Here is a 22,885-nt window from a genome sequence, read left to right on the forward strand (position 1 = left end):
GTATCCATGAAATAAAAACGGATACATGTTATAATAAAAATAGCTCTTTAATGGAGGTGTTTGAGTGGAAAATCTGAAGAAAATGGCAGGTATCAAGGCTGCTCAGTTTGTCAAGGCTGGTATGGTTGTTGGACTCGGTACTGGATCAACTGCCTACTATTTCGTAGAGGAAGTAGGTCGTCGGATCAAGGAAGAAGGTTTGCAGATTACTGCTGTAACGACTTCCAGTGTGACCAGTAAACAGGCTGAAGGTCTTAACATCCCTCTCAAGTCGATTGATCAAGTAGACTTTGTCGATGTGACGGTTGACGGGGCGGATGAAGTAGATAGCCAGTTCAACGGAATCAAAGGTGGTGGTGGTGCGCTTCTGATGGAGAAGGTTGTCGCAACGCCCTCAAAAGAATACATTTGGGTGGTTGATGAAAGCAAACTAGTAGAGAAACTAGGTGCTTTTAAATTGCCTGTGGAAGTGGTTCAGTATGGCGCGGAACAGGTCTTTCGTCGTTTTGAGCGAGCTGGCTACAAACCAAGTTTCCGTGAAAAAGACGGCCAACGTTTTGTGACCGATATGCAGAACTTTATCATTGACCTAGCCTTGGATGTCATTGAAGATCCAATTGCCTTCGGGCAAGAATTGGACCATGTCGTTGGTGTCGTAGAGCACGGTTTATTCAACCAAATGGTGGATAAGGTCATCGTAGCTGGACGAAATGGTGTTCAGATTTTAACTTCAACAAAAGGGAAATAAAAGGAGACAGACTATGTCAAAATTTAATCGTATTCACTTGGTGGTACTGGATTCCGTGGGAATCGGTGCTGCGCCAGATGCCAATAACTTTGTCAATGCAGGGGTTCCAGATGGAGCTTCTGACACACTGGGACACATCTCAAAAGCTGTTGGTTTGAATGTGCCAAACATGGCTAAAATCGGTCTAGGAAATATTCCTCGTGAAACGCCGTTGAAGACTGTTCCAGCAGAAAGCAACCCAACAGGATATGCAACAAAATTGGAAGAAGTATCTCTTGGTAAGGATACCATGACTGGACACTGGGAAATTATGGGCCTTAACATTACAGAACCTTTCGATACTTTCTGGAACGGATTCCCAGAAGAAATCTTGACAAAGATCGAAGAGTTTTCCGGACGCAAGGTCATTCGTGAAGCCAACAAACCTTACTCAGGTACAGCTGTTATTGACGATTTTGGGCCACGTCAAATGGAAACTGGGGAGTTGATTATCTATACTTCAGCTGACCCTGTTTTGCAGATTGCTGCCCATGAAGACATCATCCCTTTGGATGAATTGTACCGTATTTGTGAATACGCGCGTTCGATTACCCTTGAGCGTCCTGCCCTTCTAGGTCGTATCATTGCTCGCCCTTATGTAGGTGAACCAGGTAACTTCATTCGTACAGCAAACCGTCGTGACTTGGCTGTATCTCCATTTGCACCAACTGTTTTGGATAAATTGAACGAGGCTGGTATCGATACTTACGCTGTTGGAAAAATCAACGATATCTTTAACGGCGCTGGTATCAATCATGACATGGGCCACAACAAGTCAAACAGCCACGGAATTGATACATTATTGAAGACCATGGGACTTGCTGAGTTTGAAAAAGGATTCTCCTTCACAAACTTAGTTGACTTTGATGCCCTTTACGGCCATCGTCGTAATGCTCATGGTTACCGTGATTGCTTGCATGAGTTTGATGAACGCTTACCTGAAATTATCGCTGCTATGAGAGAGGACGATCTTCTCTTGATTACTGCGGACCACGGAAATGACCCAACCTATGCTGGAACTGACCACACTCGTGAATATATTCCACTTTTAGCTTACAGCCCTAGCTTTAAGGGAAATGGTGTCATTCCAGTCGGACATTTCGCAGATATCTCAGCGACTGTTGCCGATAACTTTGGTATTGAAACTGCCATGATTGGGGAAAGTTTCTTAGATAAATTGGTATAAGATGAAACGCTATGCTTTACTGGTAAGGGGCATTAATGTAGGTGGGAAAAATAAGGTTGTCATGGCGGAGCTTCGTCAAGAATTGACAGAGTTGGGTTTGGAGAAGGTTGAGACCTACATCAACAGTGGCAATATTTTCTTTACTTCGACAGATTCCAAGGCCCGATTGGTGGAAAAGTTAGAAACTTTCTTTGCAGTCCATTATCCATTTATTCAGAGCTTTTCGTTACTGAGTCTTGAGGACTTTGAAGCGGAACTTGAAAATCTGCCTGAATGGTGGACCAAAGATTTGGCACGAAAGGATGTCCTCTTTTACACGGAGGGCTTGGATGTGGCTCAAGTCATTGAGAAAGTTGAAAGTTTGGAACTGAAAGATGAAGTGGTTCATTTTGGAAGACTTGGGATTTTCTGGGGGAAATTCTCTGAAGAATCTTACTATGCAACTGCCTATCACAAGTACTTGCTCAAGATGCCTTTTTATCGCCACATCACCATTCGCAATGCAAAAACTTTTGACAAAATCGGTCAAATGCTAAAAAATAATAAAGGAGACACACAATGACATTTTTAGATAAGATCAAGGAAACAGCTGCTTTCCTGAAAGACAAGGGAATCCAAGCTCCCGAGTTTGGTTTAATCCTTGGATCAGGACTTGGAGAGTTGGCAGAAGAAATCGAAAATCCAGTTGTAGTAGATTATGCAGATATCCCAAACTGGGGCCGCTCTACAGTAGTCGGACACGCTGGTAAATTGGTATATGGTGAACTCTCAGGACGCAAGGTCTTGGCTCTTCAAGGTCGTTTTCATTTCTACGAAGGCAATCCTCTCGAAGTTGTGACTTTCCCAGTACGTGTGATGAAAGTTCTCGGATGTGAAGGTGTCATTGTAACCAATGCAGCTGGCGGTATTGGATTCGGTCCTGGTACTTTGATGGCTATCTCAGACCATATCAATATGACGGGTCAAAATCCATTGATGGGTGAAAACTTGGATGACTTTGGTCCACGGTTCCCTGATATGTCTAAAGCCTACACACCAGAATACCGTGCTACTGTCCATGAAGTGGCTAAAAAACTCGGTATCAAGCTTGATGAAGGTGTCTATATCGGTGTAACCGGTCCGACTTATGAAACACCTGCAGAAATTCGTGCCTATAAAACATTGGGAGCAGATGCAGTTGGTATGTCCACTGTTCCTGAAGTTATTGTGGCAGCCCACTCAGGCTTGAAAGTTCTAGGAATTTCATGTATCACTAACCACGCTGCTGGTTTCCAAGAAGAACTCAACCACGAGGAAGTTGTGGAAGTGACCGAACGTGTTAAAGGCGACTTCAAAGGCTTGCTTAAAGCGATTCTTGCAGAACTTTAATTCTATGAAAGTAGGACTCCAAAGTTTACCCTACGGACTAAGGTTGCTTCTAGCCACTTTATCATTGGGAATAGGGGCTGGGCTAGTCGGCATTGCCTGCCATTATCTAATAGAAGGTGTGCAAAGGCTGGCTTTTGGCCAAGCTAGTTCGGATTTGCTCCAACTATTCCAAGAAGCTGGGAATCTCCGTAGATTCCTAGTCTTGTGTATGACAGGATGCTCGGCAGCTGGCTTCTGGTATATCCTGCAAAGGCGCCATAAAATCTTCTCTATTCGCCAGCAAATTGACCTAGCTGGAGACAGGGACCCTGCCACCTTAGCCCACCTCCTTCATGCAGGGATGCAGGTTGCGATTGTCGGAGCAGGTGCATCAGTCGGAAAAGAAGCCGCTCCACGCGAGGTTGGTGCTCTTATAGGTGGTCGCTTGGCGAAAGTATTTTTCCTAACTGTAAAAGAGCGAAAAGTCTTAATTGCATGTGGAGCAGGAGCTGGTCTAGCTGCGGTTTATCAGGTTCCCTTTACTAGTAGCTTGTTTGTCTTTGAGACCTTAGGACTTGCCTATAGTTGGCAGAACTTTTTGCTGGTTTTGGCTAGTACTTATCTGGCAACCTGGGTGGCTCAGCCCATTATTGGTCAGGATGTCCTCTGTCACCTGTCTGCAGTTTCATGGTCGCTCAGCAGTTTTCTACAGGCTATTTTGATTGCTCTCTTGGTTACTCCGCTTGCTCTGGTCTTTTCTTTCCTAACAAAGCAAGCTAATCGCAAACGGCGCAAGGATGAGACGATCCTTTGGGCTCTTCCTCTAGCCTTTCTAGTGTTGGGGAGCCTTGTATCCTTTTTCTCTATCTTTATGGGAAATGGTCAGGTACTAGCGCAAGCCTTGTTATCTCACCAGCCTGTTCCCTATCTTCCACTGGCTCTTGCAATGAAGGGGCTTCTGGTTTATCTCCTCTTACGCAATGGTGCCTATGGGGGAACCTTGACACCATCATTTGCCTTGGGGATTGGGTCTGGTTACTTAGTGACCTTGCTTTTGACAGTAGTTGGTGTCCATCTGGATCCAGCTCTAGGAATGCTACTAGGAGCAACAGTCTTTTTAGGGACGACCTTACACGCTCCTCTGACAGCGATTGCTCTGACCCTTGGATTTACTGGACAGGCTTGGAGTTTGACAATACCGCTTGTACTAGCGGCAGGAATGTCTTATGTGATTCGAAAGAGATGGGAGAGAGGACAATGAAGGTACATTTTGTACTGCATGAAACATTTGAGGTTCCGGGTGCTTATCTAAAATGGGCTCTGGAACGAGGTCATCACATTACATCAACAAAGGTTTATGAAAAAGAACCTCTTCCTGAAACAATTGACGGAATTGATTTTCTGATTGTTATGGGTGGTCCTCAATCACCTGATGAGGATAGAGAAAACTTCCCATACTATGACCCTAAGGCTGAGCTTGCTTTTATGAAAGAAGCGATTGCCGCAGATATCTATATCGTTGGTGTCTGTCTTGGTGCTCAGCTCTTGTCTGTTGCCTATGGTGCGAAGTATGAACATAGTCCAGAGCGCGAGATCGGCGTTTATCCTGTGACATTGACGATGGAAGGTCTAACAGATCCTCATGTCAGCTTGTTCGGAGAAACCTTAGAAACCGGCCACTGGCACGGTGATATGCCAGGGCTGACAGAGGATGCTGTTGTTCTTGCGACCAGTCAAGGTTGTCCACGTCAGATTATTCGCTTCAGTCCTAAAAACTATGCCTTCCAAGCTCATTTGGAATTTGATGCAGAAGCAGTAGAACTCTTAATTACTGCGGATGGTGAAGAGCAATTAAGAGAGCAAAGTGAAAAGTTACCTTTTGTTCAAACACCAGAAGAATTACGTGGAAACGATTATTCTGAAATGAATGCCAAACTGTACGCATTTTTAGATTCATTGGTAAACTAGGAATAACAGAAAGGCAGAGTATCTGAGTTATAGTCAAACTCGGGCTAACTGTTCTGCGAAATATTTAAATCTAAAATCAAGAAAGAAAGGATGGGTAAACCGTATTTGCTGAACTGAATACGGTCGGAGAACTGTGTAAAAAAGATAAACTGTCTAGCATCTGCGATGCTTCGTCAGTTTCCTATTTTTACTTTGTTCTCTGTCGCTATCCTAAATATACAAAAAGAAAGGTAGAGCAAGGTGTTCTGAATTGAACCCGTGCTATTCTCCTATTTATCATCAAAATTAAGAAAGAAAGGAATTGAACCCACCCTAAAAGCAGTGGGAAAAAGATAGTTGGTCTAGCGAGCATCGCTCACTGCACCCAACTCCTATTTTCCCTTTGCTTTTTGACGGGTTTGGTATCTTATATTATGTCTATCCATATTGCTGCTAAGCAGGGTGAAATTGCTGATAAAATTCTTCTTCCTGGGGATCCGCTTCGTGCTAAGTTTATTGCGGAGAATTTCCTTGAAGACGCTGTATGTTTTAACGAAGTGCGTAACATGTTTGGTTACACTGGGACTTACAAGGGTCACCATGTATCTGTCATGGGAACTGGTATGGGAATGCCATCAATTTCTATCTATGCGCGTGAGTTGATTGTGGACTACGGAGTGAAAAAATTGATCCGTGTCGGAACTGCTGGTTCCTTAAACGAGGATGTCCATGTCCGTGAATTGGTCTTGGCGCAAGCTGCTGCGACTAACTCAAACATCATCCGTAATGACTGGCCACAGTACGATTTCCCACAAATCGCTAGCTTTGATTTGCTGGATAAGGCCTATCATATCGCCAAAGAACTTGGTATGACCACCCACGTTGGGAACGTTTTGTCATCAGATGTCTTTTACTCAAACTACTTTGAAAAGAACATCGAGCTTGGTAAATGGGGAGTCAAGGCTGTGGAAATGGAAGCAGCAGCTCTTTACTATCTTGCTGCCCAACACCACGTTGATGCACTTGCTATCATGACCATTTCTGATAGTTTGGTCAATCCAGAAGAAGACACAACAGCTGAAGAACGCCAAAACACCTTCACCGATATGATGAAGGTTGGATTGGAAACCTTGATTGCAGACTAAACATCGTATTACTTTGAGATAAGGTTATTTCTAAGATTGATTCAAATGCTTTAATCTCAAATATATCAGTAATGATAAAGGAAGAGTTGAAAATCAGATTGCTGGAACTATTGATTTTCAACTTTTTTAGAACCCAGCTTAAGGAGAGATGTGATGGATAAAATAGAACTATTACAAGATTTGATTGATAAAAGCCACAGAATAGTCTTTTTCGGAGGGGCAGGAGTGTCAACCGAGTCTAATATCCCAGATTTTCGTAGTTCAGATGGTGTTTATAGTCATCAGTTAGGCCGTCATTTTACGGCAGAGCAACTCGTTTCTCGGACCATGTTTGAGCGCTATCCAGAAGATTTTTTTGACTTTTATAAGAAATACCTGATTTATCCAGAAGCAAAGCCTAATGCTGCTCACACTTATCTGGCTGCTTTGGAAAAGACAGGTAAGCTAAAGGCTGTTGTGACACAAAATATCGATAGTCTTCATGAAATGGCTGGCTCCCAAAAGGTCTTTAAATTGCATGGGAGTGCGGACCGCAATTACTGCCTAGGTTGCCAACGTTTCTATAACTTAACTGGTTTTCTGGCCCTCGAGGGACCTGTTCCCCACTGCCTAGACTGTGGCAAGGTGGTCAAGCCTGACGTGACCTTGTATGAAGAATCACTTGACATGTATGTTTTTAGTCAAGCTGCACAAGCAATTCGGCAAGCAGACTTGCTGATTATTGGTGGGACTTCCTTGGTTGTTTATCCTGCAGCTAGCCTAGTAAACTATTTTTCTGGGACAAATCTGGTCGTTATCAATAAAACCAGTACTCCACAAGACAGCCAAGCTACATTGGTCATTGAAGGCAAGATAGGAGAAGTATTTTCGAAATTGAGACAATAAAGAATTTTAGAAGATAGTAACAAAACCATGTTACTTGAAAGAGAAAACTATCTCATTTATTGACCACTATCTCGCTCTTTGAGAGTTATTAAAAACTGGCTGAGAAAATCAAAACACCTTCACCGATATGATGAAGGTTGGTTTGGAAGCCTTGATTGCAGAGTAAAAAATAAAAGAAAATCCTGATTTCAAGTGAAATCAGGATTTTTTCATAGATGCGATTTTTTCTGGGTCTGGTGTGACACGGAGGGTCTTTTGTCCTGTATAGGTCACAAAGCCGGGTTTGCCACCTGTTGGTTTGTTGAGTTTTTTAACCTCAATCATATCCACTTGAACCAGATTTGACAGACGTCCCCTAGAGAAGAAGGCAGCGAGCTCTGCAGCGTCCGTCTTAACTTCGTCAGAAGGGTTGAGGTTGCCTGAGATGATGACGTGGCTGCCAGGAATGTCCTTGGCGTGGAACCAAAGTTCTTCCTTGCGAGCCATTTTAAAGGTTAGTTCTTCATTTTGCAAGTTGTTTCGACCGACATAAATGATGGTCTTGCCATCACTAGCCAGATACTGTTCTGGTTTTTTGCGTTTCTGAATTTTCTCTCGCTGTCTTCTACGGATAAAGCCTGTTTGGATCAATTCTTCACGGATTTCAGCGATTTCCTCTAGTCCAGCTTGATTGAGAACAGTTTCCACACTTTCCAGATAGAGAATGGTAGCCTTGGTTTCTTCGATCAACTCAGTCAGGTATTTTACGGCTTCTTTGAGCTTCTGATAGCGTTTAAAGTAGCGCTGGGCATTCTGGCTGGGAGTTAAAGCCTTATCAAGCATGATGGTAACAGGTTGATTCGTGTAATAGTTATCCAAGGTAACCTGGTCTTTGTCATTTGGAACTTGGTGGAGGAAGGTTGTCAGCAATTCTCCTTTTTGGCGAAACTCTTCAGCATTTTCAGTTGCCTCTAGCTCTTTTTCTTGCTTTTTGAGTTTGTGGCGATTTTTTTGCAATTCATTTTCAACACGGCGAATGAGTTCGCTAGCTTGCTGTTTGACGCGGTCGCGCTCGGATTTATCCTTATAATAGGTATCTAAGAGATCCGAAAGACTGGCAAAAGGCTCTCCTATACGATTCGCAAAAGGAACTGGACTGAAGGAAGTCTCCGTTAGGTAAGGCTTGGTTTCTTGTCCGAAAAAGTGACGGAAGGTAGAAAGCTTATCACTTACCAAAAGTCTTTCCAGTTCTGCCGCGGTATCGCGTCCCAGACCTTGAAAGAGACTTTGAAGATTTTTTGCTGTTAGTTCTTGGGTTTGCAGGATTTCAAAGAGCTTTTCATCCTTGATAGTAAAAGGATTGAGAGACTCGGTACTTGGCGGAGCGATATAGGTCGATCCAGGCAACAAGGTGCGGTAGCTATTTTGTGAAAAGCCGACGTGTTTGATGACTTCGAGGATTTTATGGCTACTTTTATCCACAAGGAGAATATTGCTGTGTTTACCCATGATTTCGATAATCAAGGTAGCCTGAATATGGTCTCCAATCTCGTTTTTATTGGAAACCGTGATTTCCACAATACGGTCATTTTCGATTTGCTCAATTGACTCAATCAGGGCACCCTGCAAATACTTTCTCAAAACCATGATAAAAGTGGAAGGTTGGGCTGGATTTTCAAAAGTCGTTTGGGTCAGCTGAATGCGACCAAAAACTGGATGGGCAGAAAGGAGCAGGCGATGGCTTTGGCGATTGCTGCGGATTTGCAAGACCAACTCTTGTTCAAAAGGTTGATTGATTTTCTGGATGCGACCATTGACTAACTCGCTTCTCAATTCCTCAATCATGTGGTGTAAAAAAAATCCGTCAAATGACATCGTTTTCTCCTTGTGATTGTATTCCATAGTATTATATCAAAAAGGTAGAATAAAATCATGGAAATGTGGTATAATAAAGCCAAGTAAAGAGAATCGAGAAGTACATGTATATTGAAATGGTAGATGAAACTGGTCAAGTTTCACAAGAAATCTTGCACCAAACCCAAGAAATTTTGGAATTTGCAGCCCAAAAAATAGGAAAAGAAGACAAGGAGATGGCAGTCACTTTTGTGACCAACGAGCGTAGCCACGAACTCAATCTCGAGTACCGTGACACGGACCGTCCGACAGATGTCATCAGCCTTGAGTATAAACCAGAGTTGGACATTGCCTTTGACGAAGAGGATTTGTTTGAAAATCCTGAATTAGCAGAAATGATGTCCGAGTTTGATGCCTATATTGGGGAACTTTTCATCTCTATTGATAAAGCGCATGAGCAGGCTGAGGAATATGGTCACAGCTTTGAGCGAGAGATGGGATTCTTGGCAGTACACGGCTTTTTACACATTAACGGCTACGATCACTACACTCCGGAAGAAGAAGCGGAGATGTTCGGTTTACAAGAAGAAATTTTGACAGCCTATGGACTCACAAGACAATAAACGAAAATGGAAAAACCGTGACCTGGTATCCAGTTTGGAATTTGCTATTACAGGAATTCTGACTGCCATCAAGGAAGAACGCAATATGCGAAAACATGCAGTGACGGCTCTAGTAGTTATCCTTGCAGGTTTTGTTTTTCAGGTGTCACGAATCGAATGGCTCTTTCTCCTAATGAGCATTTTCTTGGTAGTAGCGTTTGAAATTATTAACTCTGCTATTGAAAATGTGGTGGATTTAGCCAGTCACTATCACTTTTCTATGTTGGCAAAGAAAGCCAAGGACATGGCAGCAGGTGCCGTTCTAGTGGTCTCTCTTTTTGCTGCAGTGACAGGTGCACTTATCTTTCTCCCACGCATTTGGGATTTATTATTTTAAACAATAAGAGGAAATTATGACATTTAAATCAGGCTTTGTAGCCATTTTAGGACGTCCCAATGTTGGGAAGTCAACCTTTTTGAATCACGTCATGGGGCAAAAGATTGCTATTATGAGTGACAAGGCGCAGACAACGCGCAATAAAATCATGGGGATTTACACAACGGATAAGGAACAAATCGTCTTTATCGATACACCGGGGATTCACAAGCCTAAGACGGCTCTTGGGGATTTTATGGTGGAATCTGCCTATAGTACTTTGCGTGAAGTGGATACTGTTCTATTCATGGTGCCAGCTGATGAGCCACGTGGTAAGGGCGACGATATGATTATCGAGCGTCTGAAAGTTGCCAAGGTTCCTGTGATTCTGGTGGTGAATAAGATTGACAAGGTCCACCCAGACCAGCTTTTGGCTCAGATTGATGATTTCCGTAACCAGATGGACTTTAAGGAAATTGTTCCTATCTCAGCCCTTCAGGGAAATAACGTTTCTCGTCTAATCGATATTTTGAGTGAAAATCTTGAGGAAGGTTTCCAGTATTTCCCAGCTGATCAAATCACAGATCATCCTGAGCGTTTCTTGGTTTCTGAAATGATTCGTGAGAAAGTCTTGCACCTAACTCGAGAAGAGATTCCTCACTCAGTTGCAGTGGTAGTTGACTCCATGAAGCGGGATGAAGAGACAGACAAGGTTCACATCCGTGCAACTATCATGGTGGAGCGAGATAGCCAAAAAGGCATTATCATTGGAAAAGGTGGTGCAATGCTCAAGAAAATTGGTAGCCTGGCCCGTCGTGATATCGAACTCATGCTAGGGGATAAGGTTTTCCTAGAAACTTGGGTCAAGGTCAAGAAAAACTGGCGTGATAAAAAGCTAGATTTGGCTGATTTTGGCTATAATGAGAAAGAATACTAAGTAGAGGTGGGCTCATGCCTGCTTCTTGTTTTTACAGAAGGAGGAACGATGCCTGAATTACCAGAGGTTGAAACGGTTCGTCGTGGCTTAGAAAAATTGATTTTGGGAAAGAAGATTTCTAGCCTAGAGATTCGTTATCCCAAGATGATCAAGACAGATTTGGACGAGTTTCAAAAGGAATTGCCTGGTCAGATTATCGAGTCAATGGGACGCCGTGGGAAATATCTACTTTTTAACCTGACAGATAAGGTCTTGATTTCCCATCTGCGGATGGAGGGCAAGTATTTTTACTGTCCAGATCAGGTTCCTGAACGCAAGCATGCCCATGTTTTCATTCGGTTTGAAGATGGAGGTACGCTTGTTTATGAGGATGTGCGCAAGTTTGGTACTATGGAACTGCTGGCGCCCGACATTTTGGAAGCCTACTTTGTTTCTAAAAAACTAGGCCCTGAACCAAGAGAGCAGGACTTTGATTTGCAGGATTTTCAAGTCGCTCTAGCCAAGTCTAAAAAGCCTATCAAATCCCATCTCCTAGACCAGACCCTGGTAGCTGGCCTTGGCAATATCTATGTGGATGAGGTCCTCTGGCGAGCACAGGTCCATCCAGCTCGATCTTCTCAGAGTTTAACAGCAGAAGAAGCGTCAGCTATTCATGACCAGACCATTGCTGTTTTGGGACAGGCAGTTGAAAAGGGCGGTTCCACCATTCGAACCTATACCAATGCCTTTGGGGAAGATGGAACTATGCAGGATTTTCATCAGGTCTATGATAAGACTGGTCAAGCATGTTCCCGCTGTGCTACCCTCATTGAGAAATTCCAGCTCGGTGGACGAGGAACTCATTTTTGTCCTCAGTGTCAAAGGAGGGACTGATGGGAAAAATCATTGGAATTACAGGAGGAATTGCCTCTGGGAAGTCAACAGTGACAAATTTTCTAAGAGAAAAAGGCTTTCAAGTGGTGGATGCTGATGCAGTCGTCCACCAGTTACAAAGACCTGATGGTCGTCTTTATCAGCTCTTAGTTCAGCACTTTGGGCAGGAAATTATCTTAGAAAATGGAGAACTCAATCGCCCTCTCCTGGCTAGTCTCATCTTCTCAAACCCTGAAGAGCAAGAATGGTCTAAGCAAACCCAAGGAGAGATTATTCGTGAGGAATTGGCTGCACTGAGAGACCAGTTAGCCCAGACAGAAGCGATATTTTTCATGGATATTCCTCTGCTTTTTGAGCAGAACTACGCCAACTGGTTTGATGAAACATGGCTGGTCTATGTGAACCGTGATGTTCAGGTGGAACGTTTCATGAAACGGGATCAACTTTCTAAAGAAGTAGCGGAGTCGCGTCTGGCAGTCCAGTGGTCTTTAGAAGAAAAGAAAAAATTGGCGAGTCGTATACTAGATAATAATGGCAGTCGTGATCAGCTTGTGGGTCAAGTAGTGAAGTTACTTGAAGGAGGCGATAGCTGTGCAAGAGATTAGTTGGAAAGAGAATCTTCGTGTCGCCTGGTTCGGTAGTTTTTTAACGGGAGCCAGTATTTCCTTGGTCGTACCTTTTATGCCTATCTTTGTAGAGCAGTTGGGAATCGAGAGCGACCAAGTTGCTTTCTATGCTGGATTAGCCATCTCAGTTTCGGCTGTTTCAGCAGCTCTAGTTTCTCCTATCTGGGGTATTCTTGCTGACAAGTACGGTCGAAAGCCCATGATGATTCGAGCTGGCCTTGCCATGACCATCACCATGGGAGGCTTGGCCTTTGTTCCAAATATCTATTGGTTAATCTTTCTTAGATTACTAAATGGCGTATTTACAGGTTTCGTACCGAATGCGACAGCTTTAATAGCCAGTCAAGTCCCCAAGGATAAGTCTGGCTATGCTTTGGGGACTCTATCAACAGGTGTTGTTGCAGGAACCCTAACCGGCCCCTTTGTAGGTGGCTTGATTGCTGAAATTTTTGGGATTCGTAACGTCTTTTTATTGGTGGGTGCCTTCCTATTTTTAGCTGCAATCCTAACCATTTTCTTTATCAAGGAAGATTTTCAACCAGTAGCCAAGGAGAAGGCTATCCCAACAAAAGAGTTGTTTAGTTCTATTAAACACTCTCATCTTTTGATTAACTTGTTTTTAACCAGCTTTGTCATTCAATTTTCAGCTCAATCAATTGGTCCTATCCTGGCTCTCTATGTGCGGGACTTAGGGCAGACTGAAAATCTCCTCTTTGTATCGGGCTTGATCGTATCCAGTATGGGATTTTCTAGCATGATGAGTGCTGGAGTGATGGGAAAACTAGGAGATAAGGTGGGAAATCATAGACTTTTAGTTGCAGCGCAGATTTATTCAGTCATCATTTACCTTCTTTGTGCCCATGCAACCAGCCCCCTTCAACTTGGCTTGTATCGTTTTCTCTTTGGTTTGGGAACGGGTGCTCTGATACCAGGGGTCAATGCTCTTCTCAGCAAAATGACTCCAAAATCAGGTATTTCAAGAATTTTTGCCTTTAACCAAGTCTTTTTCTACCTTGGGGGTGTTGTTGGTCCCATGACTGGTTCAGCAGTAGCAGGGCAATTCGGCTACCACTCTGTTTTTTATGCGACAGCAGCCTGTGTGGCTCTTAGTTGTTTATACAACTTAGTTCAATTTAGATCATTATTAAAAGTAAAGGAAATCTCGTGCGAGTAAAAATCAATCTCAAATGCTCCTCTTGTGGCAGTATTAATTACCTAACCAGTAAAAACTCCAAAACCCATCCAGACAAGATTGAAGTTTTAAAGTATTGTCCCAAGGAAAGAAAAGTAACCCTACATCTTGAATCTAAGTAGAATTTATGGTAAAATAATAGGGATTTTAAGGAGTTTGATATGTACAACCTATTATTAACCATTTTATTAGTATTATCTGTTGTGATTGTGATTGCGATTTTCATGCAACCAACTAAGAACCAATCCAGCAATGTATTTGATGCCAGCTCGGGTGATTTGTTTGAACGTAGTAAAGCGCGTGGTTTTGAAGCCGTGATGCAACGTTTGACAGGTGTTTTAGTCTTTTTCTGGCTAGCCATTGCCTTAGCATTGACGGTATTATCAAGTAGATAAGAAATGGGCGAGACTAGGTCTTTGCCTCTTTTTATTTTTATACTCTTCAAAAATCTCTTCAAACCACGTCAGCGTCGGCTTGTCGTACTCCAGTACTGCCTGCGCCTAGCTTTCTAGTTTGCTCTTTGATTTTTATCGAGTATTAAATGATGTTTGAGAAGGTCTTACAGTAAAAGAAAATTAAAAAATCTAGAAAGAAAACATGAAAGATAAAATTAAAGAATATTTGCAAGAGAAGGGGCGAGTGACGGTAAATGACCTAGCTCAGGCTCTCGGAAAGGATGGGTCCAAGGATTTCCGTGAGTTGATTAAAACCCTGTCTCTGATGGAAAGAAAGCACCAGATTCGTTTTGAAGATGATGGTAGTTTATGTCTGGACCAGAAGAAGAAACATGAAATTACCCTCAAAGGGATTTTTCATGCCCGTAAAAACGGCTTTGGCTTTGTTAGTCTAGAAGGAGAAGAGGACGACCTTTTTGTAGGAAAAAACGATGTCAACTATGCTATTGACGGCGATACCGTTGAGGTGGTCATCAAGAAAGTTGCTGACCGTAACAAGGGAACAGCTGCAGAAGCCAAAATTATTGATATCCTAGAGCATAGTCTGACGACAGTTGTCGGGCAAATCGTTCTGGATCAGGAAAAGCCCAAGTATGCGGGTTACATCCGTTCCAAAAATCAGAAAATCAGCCAACCTATTTATGTGAAGAAACCAGCCCTCAAACTTGAAGGAACAGAAGTTCTCAAGGTCTTTATCGACAAATACCCAAGTAAGAAACATGATTTCTTTGTCGCTAGTGTCCTCGATGTGGTGGGACACTCGACAGATGCAGGGATTGATGTCCTTGAAGTTTTGGAGTCCATGGATATTGTTTCAGAATTTCCAGAAGCTGTTCTCAAGGAGGCAGAAAGTGTGCCAGATGCTCCGTCTCAAAAGGATATGGAAGGTCGTCTGGACCTGAGAGATGAAATCACCTTTACCATTGATGGTGCGGATGCCAAGGACTTGGACGATGCAGTTCACATCAAGGCTTTGAAAAATGGCAATATCGAACTCGGAGTTCACATCGCGGATGTTTCCTACTACGTGACTGAGGGGTCTGCCCTCGACAAGGAAGCCCTTAACCGCGCGACTTCTGTCTACGTGACAGACCGTGTGGTCCCAATGCTTCCAGAGCGTTTGTCAAACGGCATTTGCTCTCTCAATCCTCAAGTAGATCGCTTGACCCAGTCTGCTATTATGGAAATTGATAAACACGGTCGTGTAGTTAATTACACCATTACACAAACAGTGATCAAGACTAGTTTTCGTATGACCTATAGCACTGTCAATGACATCCTGGCTGGCGACGAGGAAAAAAGACAAGAGTTTAAGAAAATTGTTCCTAGTATCGAACTCATGGCCAAGCTACATGAAAGGCTAGAAAGCATGCGTGAGAAACGTGGTGCCCTTAATTTTGATACAAGTGAAGCAAAGATTCTAGTGGATAAAAAAGGTAAGCCTGTGGATATCGTTCTTCGTCAGCGTGGTGTTGCTGAGCGGATGATCGAGTCTTTCATGTTGATTGCCAATGAAACGGTTGCCGAGCACTTTAGCAAGCTGGACCTACCTTTTATCTATCGGATTCACGAGGAGCCCAAGGCTGAAAAAGTTCAGAAGTTTATTGATTATGCTTCGAGCTTTGGTTTGCGGATTTATGGAACTGCCAGTGAGATTAGCCAGGAGGCGCTTCAAGACATCATGCGTGCTGTTGAGGGGAAACCCTATGCGGATGTATTGTCCATGATGCTTCTCCGATCCATGCAACAAGCTCGCTATTCTGAGCACAATCACGGTCACTATGGACTTGCTGCAGACTATTATACTCATTTTACCAGTCCGATTCGCCGTTATCCAGATCTCCTTGTCCACCGCATGATTCGGGACTATGGTCGTTCCAAGGAAATAGCCGAGCATTTTGAACAAGTGATTCCAGAGATTGCAACCCAGTCTTCCAATCGTGAGCGTCGTGCCATCGAGGCGGAGCGTGAAGTCGAAGCCATGAAAAAGGCTGAGTACATGGAAGAATACGTTGGTGAAGAGTACGATGCAGTTGTATCCAGCATCGTCAAGTTTGGTCTCTTTGTTGAATTGCCAAATACAGTTGAAGGCTTGATTCACATTACTAATTTGCCTGAATTTTATCATTTCAACGAGCGTGACTTGACACTCCGTGGGGAGAAATCAGGCACAACCTTCCGTGTAGGACAGCAGATTCGCATTCGGGTTGAAAGAGCGGATAAGATGACAGGTGAGATTGACTTCTCTTATATCCCAAGTGAGTTTGATGTCATCGAAAAAGGCTTGAAACAAGCTGGGCGCAAAGACAGAGGTCGTGGTTCAAATCGCCGTTCAGACAAGAAGGAAGACAAGAGAAAATCAGGGCGCTCAAATGATAAGCACAAGCATTCACAAAAAGATAAAAAGAAAAAAGGCAAGAAACCTTTTTACAAAGAAGTAGCAAAGAAAGGAGCCAAGCATGGCAAAGGGCGAGGGAAAGGTCGTCGCACAAAATAAAAAAGCGCACCACGACTATACAATCGTAGATACGCTAGAGGCAGGAATGGTCCTGACCGGAACTGAAATCAAGAGCGTTCGAGCTGCTCGAATCAATCTCAAGGACGGCTTTGCCCAAGTAAAAAATGGGGAAGTCTGGCTGAGCAATGTTCATATCGCCCCTTACGAAGAGGGCAATATCTGGAACCAGGAACCAGAACGTCGTCGCAAACTCTTACTCCATAAGAAGCAAATCCAAAAATTGGAACAAGAGACCAAAGGAACAGGAATGACCCTTGTTCCCCTCAAGGTCTATATTAAAGATGGCTATGCCAAGCTTCTTTTAGGACTTGCTAAAGGGAAACATGACTATGACAAACGGGAGTCGATCAAGCGTCGTGAACAAAACCGCGACATCGCGCGTGTGATGAAAGCTGTCAACCAGCGTTAAGAAGAGGAAGTAAAATGGAAAAATTAATTGCCTATAAACGGATGCCCTTATGGAATAAACAGACCATGCCTGAAATTGTCCAGCAAAAACACAATACCAAGGTTGGTACTTGGGGAAAAATTACTGTCTTGAAGGGGGCACTCAAGTTTATTGAGTTGACAGAAGATGGTGAGGTTCTAGCTGAGCACCTCTTTGAGGCAGGAGCTGACAACCCTATGGCGCAACCGCAAGCCTGGCACCGAGTAGAGGCTGCCACTGATGATGTAGAATGGTACTTGGAATTTTATTGTAAACCTGAGGATTATTTCACTAAGAAATACAATACCAATCCTGTTCATTCGGAAGTCTTAGAGGCCATGCAAACGGTAAAACCAGGAAGAGCCTTGGATTTGGGTTGTGGTCAAGGCCGTAACTCTCTCTTTCTTGCGCAGAATGGTTTTGATGTGACAGCTGTGGATCAAAATGAATTGTCCCTTGAAATCTTGCAAAGCATTGTGGAGCAAGAGGATCTAGACATGCCTGTCGGTCTTTACGATATCAATTCAGCTAGCATTGGGCAAGCCTATGATTTTATCGTTTCAACAGTTGTTCTGATGTTTCTACAAGCGGACCGCATTCCAGCTATTATTAAAAATATGCAGGAGCACACCACAGTCGGTGGTTACAATCTTATCGTCTGTGCGATGGATACAGAGGATTATCCTTGCTCAGTCAACTTCCCATTCACCTTTAAAGAAGGGGAGTTGGCGGACTACTACAAGGATTGGGAATTGGTCAAGTATAATGAAAATCCAGGACATCTGCACCGTCGTGATGAAAATGGCAATCGCATTCAACTACGCTTTGCGACCATGTTAGCCAAAAAAATCAAGTAAATCAAACATATACAAGCGAATAGTAACCTTTAAAAATAGTTTCTATTCGTTTTTATTTGCGTTGGTTGATTGGGGCGAGCAGGATTTTATGCTATACTAGAAATAGAAAATCTGAGCAGTAAAACTGTATTGCTGTCGCTCTCAGCGCAAGATGTTGTAGATGATGGAGGTGATCCAATGACGAGTCTTTTGGTGGAGCTGTATGATCGGCATGTATTGGAAAAGAATGTCTACCAAGCCTTTATCAGTGATTGTGACGAGATTCTTTTTCTATCTTTGACGAAAATAAGTAATAACGATAAACTTTCACTGCGCCATTTTATCTTGGATGAGGTTCCCCATATTCAACGAGTGACCTTTCGTCAGCTATCCTTAGAACAGCTGTCTGATCAGTTAGATTATTGCCTAGCAGGTTACGACCAAGTCCTTCTCGATGTTTTTGGAGGAGATTCGCTACTAGCCTTATCCCTCTATCAATACGGCTTGGATCGGGACCTCCCCATCGTTGCCATGGATGTCGAGCGGGGAAAACAATACAAGTGGGTAGCTGGTCAGTTGGAAAAAGAAGACTTGGACATCCCTACCCTAAGCATCCAACAGTTGATAGCCTTGCGTGGTGGAAAAATGCTCAAATCAAAACGCCCTATCCACTCAGTTGAGCAAATTGCTGCCATCAAAAAATTAGCCAGCTCTGCCATTTCCAATCCTGCTCACTGGTATCAAGTGACCCAATTTTTCTCTCTAGCTAAGACCAATGACCTTCATGCTGAAACCGAAAAGATACTGGAAAACAATGGCAAGTATTATCACTACCCAGAATCTCTCATCCCTTTACTTGTGGAGGCTGGGATGATTCGTATTGAAAGTGAAGACAAGAAACGAGTAGCATACAGCTTTCCAAGTCAAGAAGCTCAAGTTTTTTGTCGCAACAAGGGGCATATTTTAGAGGTGTATCTCTATCTCTTGGCGCTTGAATCTCAGCTGTTTGATGAGTGCATGATAGGCGGTGAAATTGATTGGAACGGCATCTTTCCAGAGGCAGACAATGTTCAAAATGAGATTGATGTCATTCTGAGAAAGGGGCGCTCGATTACCTTTATCTCCTGCAAGATGACAGATTTATCAGTTGAAGCCATCAACGAACTAGAAGTCTACGCCAATCATTTTGCTGGGGAGAGTTGCCTCAAGTTAATTGTCTGTACGGGGAAAATCAATCCCGTTTATGCCAATCGTTGTCAGGAATATGGCGTGCTCGTCATTAGAAGCGAGCAGATCCCCAATCTCATTCCTATACTAAAAAATACTCTAAGAGATTTAAAAGATAAAAAAGCAATATGAAAGGCTGGAATTCCAGTCTTTTTTATTTTTTTTTCGAATAAATGAGAAAAGGAGGTAGACCATGTTTGTAGCCAGAGATGTCAAGGGAAAATTGGTGAATGCCCTCGAAAAAGATGTGACCAAGCAAGCTTATACTTGTCCAAGCTGTGGTGGTGGACTACGATTACGACAAGGACAGAGTATTCGAACGCATTTTGCCCATGAAAGGTTAAGAGATTGTATCGCTATTTTTGAAAATGAAAGTCCAGAACACTTGGGCAACAAAGAGGCCCTTTATCACTGGGCCAAGAAGGACAATCAAGTCTCCTTAGAGTATAGTCTACCCGAGATTCAGCAGATAGCGGATGTTCTCGTCAATGAGAAACTAGCTCTGGAGGTTCAGTGCAGTCCCTTGTCTCAAAAGCTTTTAGGCGGTAGAAGCCAAGGATACCGCAGTCAGGGCTACCAAGTTATCTGGCTACTGGGAGAAAAACTCTGGTTAAAAGAGCGACTTACACAACTGCAAAGGGGATTTCTCTATTTTAGTCAAAATATGGGTTTCTATGTTTGGGAACTGGATCTCAAAAAGCAAGTTCTGAGACTAAAATACCTTTTACATCAGGACCTACGTGGCAAGCTTCATTTTCAGGTCAAGGAATTTCCCTTTGGCCAAGGAAATCTCTTGGAAATTCTAAGATTTCCTTATCAGAAACAAAAACTGCCTCGTTTTGAAGTTGTACAAGATTCCACTATCTGTCACTACATTCGCCAGCAATTGTACTACCAAACACCTTACTGGATGAAGAAACAGGAGGAAGCCTATCATCAAGGAGACAATCTATTAAACCGTCAACTAGGCGACTGGTATCCCCAGGTCAGACCGATAGCATCAGGTGATTTTTTACAGATTGAAACGGATTTGACTAGCTATTATAGAAATTTTCAGACTTACTATCAAAAAAATCCGAAAAATAATCGCCAAAAGCTCTATCCACCAGCCTTTTATCACTTATATTTCTCAAAAAATGTGGTAAAATAGAAAGGATGGAGGAATCTTATGGTATTACAACGACATGAAATAAATGAAAAAGATACATGGGATCTTTCGACAATCTACCCAACAGATCAGGCTTGGGAAGAAGCCTTGAAAGATTTAACTGAAAAAGTACAAACAGCAGCCCAGTATGAGGGGCATCTCTTGGACAGCGCAGACAGTTTGCTTGAGATTACAGAATTCTCACTTGACTTGGAACGCCAAGTTGAAAAGCTTTATGTCTACGCGCATATGAAAAATGACCAGGACACGCGTGAAGCCAAGTATCAAGAGTACTATGCTAAGGCAATGACCCTATACAGTCAGTTAGAACAAGCCTTTTCATTCTATGAACCTGAGTTTATGGAGATTAGCGAAGAGCAGTATGCGGCCTTCCTAGAAGCTCAACCAAAACTCCAAGTTTACAAGCACTTTTTTGACAAGCTCTTGCAAAAGAAAGACCATGTTCTTTCGCAACGTGAGGAAGAATTGCTTGCTGGAGCAGGAGAAATCTTTGGCGCTGCTAGTGAAACCTTCGCTATTTTGGACAATGCGGATATTAGCTTCCCATATGTCCTTGATGACGAAGGCAATGAAGTGCAACTCTCACACGGTACTTACATCCGTTTGATGGAGTCTAAAAACCGTGAAGTGCGTCGTGGAGCCTATGAAGCCCTCTATGCGACTTATGAGCAATTCCAACACACTTATGCTAAGACTTTGCAGACAAATGTTAAGGTGCAAAACTACCGTGCCAAAGTTCGCAACTATAAGAGTGCTCGTCATGCAGCCCTCGCAGCAAACTTTGTTCCAGAAAGTGTCTATGACAATCTAGTAGCAGCAGTTCGCAAGCATTTGCCACTCTTGCATCGATACCTAGAACTTCGTTCTAAAATCTTGGGTATTTCTGATCTCAAGATGTACGATGTCTACACACCACTTTCGTCAGTAGATTATAGCTTTACCTACGAAGAAGCCTTGAAAAAGGCAGAAGAAGCTTTGGCAGTTTTAGGTGACGACTACTTGAGCCGTGTCAAACGTGCTTTCGGAGAGCGCTGGATTGATGTCTATGAAAATCAAGGCAAGCGTTCTGGTGCCTACTCTGGTGGTTCTTATGATACCAATGCCTTTATGCTTCTCAATTGGCAGGACAATCTAGACAATCTCTTTACCCTTGTCCATGAAACAGGTCACAGTATGCATTCTAGCTATACTCGTGAAACCCAACCTTATGTTTACGGAGATTACTCCATTTTCTTGGCTGAGATTGCCTCAACCACAAACGAAAATATCTTGACAGAGAAATTATTGGAGGAAGTGGAAGACGATGCAACTCGCTTTGCTATTCTCAATAACTTCCTAGATGGTTTCCGTGGAACAGTCTTCCGTCAAACTCAATTCGCTGAGTTTGAACATGCCATCCACCAAGCAGACCAAAATGGAGAAGTCTTGACAAGTGATTTCCTCAATAAACTCTACGCTGACTTGAACCAAGAGTACTATGGACTCAGCAAGGAAGACAATCCTCAGATCCAATACGAGTGGGCGCGCATTCCACATTTCTACTATAACTACTATGTTTATCAATATTCAACTGGTTTTGCAGCTGCTTCAGCCTTAGCTGAAAAGATTGTCCATGGTAGTCAAGAAGACCGTGACCGCTATATAGACTACCTCAAGGCAGGTAAGTCAGACTATCCGCTCAATGTTATGAGAAAAGCGGGGGTTGATATGGAAAAAGAAGACTATCTCAACGATGCCTTTGCAGTCTTTGAACGCCGCTTGAACGAGTTTGAAGCCCTTGTTGAAAAATTGGGACTAGCTTAAGATGGTAGAATCTTACAGTAAAAATGCCAATCACAATATGCGCCGTCCCGTCGTCAAGGAAGAAATCGTAGAACTCATGCGCCAGCGTCAAAAGCAGGTGACAGGTTCCTTGAAAGAATTGGAAACCTTCGCTCGCAAGGAAAATATTCCCATCATCCCTCATGAGACAGTTGCTTATTTCCGTTTTCTCATGGAAAGTTTGCAGCCCAAGAACATTTTGGAAATTGGAACAGCTATCGGTTTTTCAGCACTTTTGATGGCGGAACATGCGCCAGATGCTAAGATTACAACGATTGACCGTAATCCTGAGATGATTGGTTTTGCCAAGGAAAACTTTGCCCAGTTTGACAGTCGTCAGCAAATCACCCTCTTAGAGGGAGATGCAGTCGATGTTTTATCTAGTCTGACAGAAACTTATGACTTTGTCTTTATGGATTCGGCCAAGTCCAAGTATATCGTCTTTCTACCAGAAATCCTCAAACACTTGGAAGTCGGTGGAGTGGTGGTCTTGGATGATATTTTCCAAGGAGGAGATGTTGCCAAGGATATCATGGAAGTCCGCCGGGGTCAACGAACCATTTACCGTGGTTTGCAAAGACTTTTCGACGCAACTTTAGACAATCCAGGTCTAACAGCAACCCTAGTTCCGCTCGGAGACGGGATTCTCATGCTGAGAAAAAATGTAGCAGATGTGCAGCTTCCTGAGAGTGAATGA

General features: G+C 43.1%; 23 protein-coding genes and 1 pseudogene. 23 read left to right on the top strand and 1 reads right to left on the bottom strand.

Annotated elements, in window-relative coordinates:
* Positions 1 to 64 precede the first annotated feature (64 nt).
* From rpiA to B7705_RS03455, 8 genes are all read left to right on the top strand, one after another.
* Entirely contained in the window at positions 65 to 748 is a 684-nt protein-coding gene (rpiA, locus tag B7705_RS03420; protein WP_084947785.1) for a ribose-5-phosphate isomerase RpiA, read from the top strand.
* Positions 749 to 761: 13 nt separating this feature from the next.
* Positions 762 to 1,973 carry a phosphopentomutase gene (locus B7705_RS03425; RefSeq protein ID WP_084947788.1) on the top strand — a complete coding sequence of 404 codons (1,212 nt, stop codon included), beginning with the start codon at positions 762 to 764 and terminating at the stop codon, positions 1,971 to 1,973.
* Position 1,974: 1 nt separating this feature from the next.
* On the top strand, positions 1,975 to 2,535 hold the full coding sequence (locus B7705_RS03430; RefSeq protein WP_084947790.1) for a DUF1697 domain-containing protein: 561 nt from the start codon (positions 1,975 to 1,977) through the stop codon (positions 2,533 to 2,535).
* Complete coding sequence (locus B7705_RS03435; RefSeq protein WP_084947793.1) at positions 2,532 to 3,341, top strand: purine-nucleoside phosphorylase; 810 nt, start codon at positions 2,532 to 2,534, stop codon at positions 3,339 to 3,341. The genes B7705_RS03430 and B7705_RS03435 overlap by 4 nt, the downstream gene beginning before the upstream one ends.
* Positions 3,342 to 3,345: 4 nt before the next feature.
* A complete protein-coding gene (locus tag B7705_RS03440) occupies positions 3,346 to 4,581 on the top strand; it encodes a chloride channel protein (protein ID WP_193431903.1) in 1,236 nt (411 codons plus the stop codon).
* Positions 4,578 to 5,288, top strand: coding sequence for a type 1 glutamine amidotransferase (locus tag B7705_RS03445; RefSeq protein ID WP_084947797.1), 711 nt, complete (start codon positions 4,578 to 4,580; stop codon positions 5,286 to 5,288). The genes B7705_RS03440 and B7705_RS03445 overlap by 4 nt, the downstream gene beginning before the upstream one ends.
* Positions 5,289 to 5,701: 413 nt before the next feature.
* Positions 5,702 to 6,412, top strand: coding sequence for a purine-nucleoside phosphorylase (deoD, locus tag B7705_RS03450; RefSeq protein ID WP_007521620.1), 711 nt, complete (start codon positions 5,702 to 5,704; stop codon positions 6,410 to 6,412).
* A 153-nt stretch (positions 6,413 to 6,565) separates the two neighbouring features.
* The gene (locus B7705_RS03455) at positions 6,566 to 7,297 is read left to right on the top strand and encodes an NAD-dependent protein deacylase (protein ID WP_084947799.1); all 732 of its coding nucleotides are present in this window, start codon (positions 6,566 to 6,568) and stop codon (positions 7,295 to 7,297) included.
* A gap of 198 nt (positions 7,298 to 7,495) precedes the next feature.
* Here the strand turns inward: B7705_RS03455 and pavA are convergent, their stop codons facing one another.
* Entirely contained in the window at positions 7,496 to 9,151 is a 1,656-nt protein-coding gene (pavA, locus tag B7705_RS03460; protein ID WP_084947802.1) for an Rqc2 family fibronectin-binding protein PavA, read from the bottom strand.
* 104 nt (positions 9,152 to 9,255) lie between these two features.
* Between pavA and ybeY the strand changes: the two genes are divergently transcribed.
* The 15 genes and pseudogenes from ybeY to B7705_RS03535 all read left to right on the top strand — a co-directional run bounded on the left by ybeY (position 9,256) and on the right by B7705_RS03535 (position 22,885).
* Positions 9,256 to 9,753 (top strand): rRNA maturation RNase YbeY, encoded by a 498-nt coding sequence (ybeY, locus tag B7705_RS03465; RefSeq protein WP_084947805.1) that lies wholly within the window; start codon positions 9,256 to 9,258, stop codon positions 9,751 to 9,753.
* On the top strand, positions 9,734 to 10,129 hold the full coding sequence (locus B7705_RS03470) for a diacylglycerol kinase family protein (RefSeq protein WP_084947806.1): 396 nt from the start codon (positions 9,734 to 9,736) through the stop codon (positions 10,127 to 10,129). Before ybeY ends, B7705_RS03470 begins: the two co-directional genes overlap by 20 nt.
* A gap of 16 nt (positions 10,130 to 10,145) precedes the next feature.
* A complete protein-coding gene (gene era, locus B7705_RS03475; RefSeq protein WP_084947809.1) occupies positions 10,146 to 11,045 on the top strand; it encodes a GTPase Era in 900 nt (299 codons plus the stop codon).
* A gap of 48 nt (positions 11,046 to 11,093) precedes the next feature.
* The gene (gene mutM, locus B7705_RS03480; RefSeq protein WP_084947811.1) at positions 11,094 to 11,918 is read left to right on the top strand and encodes a DNA-formamidopyrimidine glycosylase; all 825 of its coding nucleotides are present in this window, start codon (positions 11,094 to 11,096) and stop codon (positions 11,916 to 11,918) included.
* Entirely contained in the window at positions 11,918 to 12,523 is a 606-nt protein-coding gene (gene coaE / locus B7705_RS03485; protein WP_000516166.1) for a dephospho-CoA kinase, read from the top strand. Before mutM ends, coaE begins: the two co-directional genes overlap by 1 nt.
* Entirely contained in the window at positions 12,510 to 13,718 is a 1,209-nt protein-coding gene (locus B7705_RS03490) for a multidrug efflux MFS transporter (protein WP_001156308.1), read from the top strand. Before coaE ends, B7705_RS03490 begins: the two co-directional genes overlap by 14 nt.
* Positions 13,709 to 13,858, top strand: coding sequence for a 50S ribosomal protein L33 (rpmG, locus tag B7705_RS03495; RefSeq protein WP_001809104.1), 150 nt, complete (start codon positions 13,709 to 13,711; stop codon positions 13,856 to 13,858). Before B7705_RS03490 ends, rpmG begins: the two co-directional genes overlap by 10 nt.
* A gap of 39 nt (positions 13,859 to 13,897) precedes the next feature.
* Positions 13,898 to 14,131, top strand: coding sequence for a preprotein translocase subunit SecG (secG, locus tag B7705_RS03500; protein WP_007519515.1), 234 nt, complete (start codon positions 13,898 to 13,900; stop codon positions 14,129 to 14,131).
* A 202-nt stretch (positions 14,132 to 14,333) separates the two neighbouring features.
* Positions 14,334 to 16,688, top strand: coding sequence for a ribonuclease R (gene rnr / locus B7705_RS03505; protein ID WP_084947814.1), 2,355 nt, complete (start codon positions 14,334 to 14,336; stop codon positions 16,686 to 16,688).
* On the top strand, positions 16,651 to 17,118 hold the full coding sequence (gene smpB, locus B7705_RS03510; RefSeq protein ID WP_001051742.1) for an SsrA-binding protein SmpB: 468 nt from the start codon (positions 16,651 to 16,653) through the stop codon (positions 17,116 to 17,118). The genes rnr and smpB overlap by 38 nt, the downstream gene beginning before the upstream one ends.
* A 14-nt stretch (positions 17,119 to 17,132) precedes the next feature.
* Positions 17,133 to 17,993 carry an SAM-dependent methyltransferase TehB gene (gene tehB / locus B7705_RS03515; RefSeq protein WP_084947817.1) on the top strand — a complete coding sequence of 287 codons (861 nt, stop codon included), beginning with the start codon at positions 17,133 to 17,135 and terminating at the stop codon, positions 17,991 to 17,993.
* A gap of 177 nt (positions 17,994 to 18,170) precedes the next feature.
* Positions 18,171 to 19,318: pseudogene (locus tag B7705_RS03520) on the top strand (PDDEXK family nuclease).
* 74 nt (positions 19,319 to 19,392) lie between these two features.
* A complete protein-coding gene (locus tag B7705_RS03525) occupies positions 19,393 to 20,349 on the top strand; it encodes a competence protein CoiA (RefSeq protein ID WP_084947818.1) in 957 nt (318 codons plus the stop codon).
* Between the two features lie 18 nt (positions 20,350 to 20,367).
* Positions 20,368 to 22,170 (top strand): oligoendopeptidase F, encoded by a 1,803-nt coding sequence (gene pepF, locus B7705_RS03530; protein ID WP_084925791.1) that lies wholly within the window; start codon positions 20,368 to 20,370, stop codon positions 22,168 to 22,170.
* A gap of 1 nt (position 22,171) precedes the next feature.
* Entirely contained in the window at positions 22,172 to 22,885 is a 714-nt protein-coding gene (locus B7705_RS03535; protein ID WP_084925793.1) for an O-methyltransferase, read from the top strand.

Source organism: Streptococcus oralis subsp. dentisani (genome assembly GCF_002096685.1).
In the GTDB taxonomy this organism is placed as follows: domain Bacteria; phylum Bacillota; class Bacilli; order Lactobacillales; family Streptococcaceae; genus Streptococcus; species Streptococcus oralis_AD.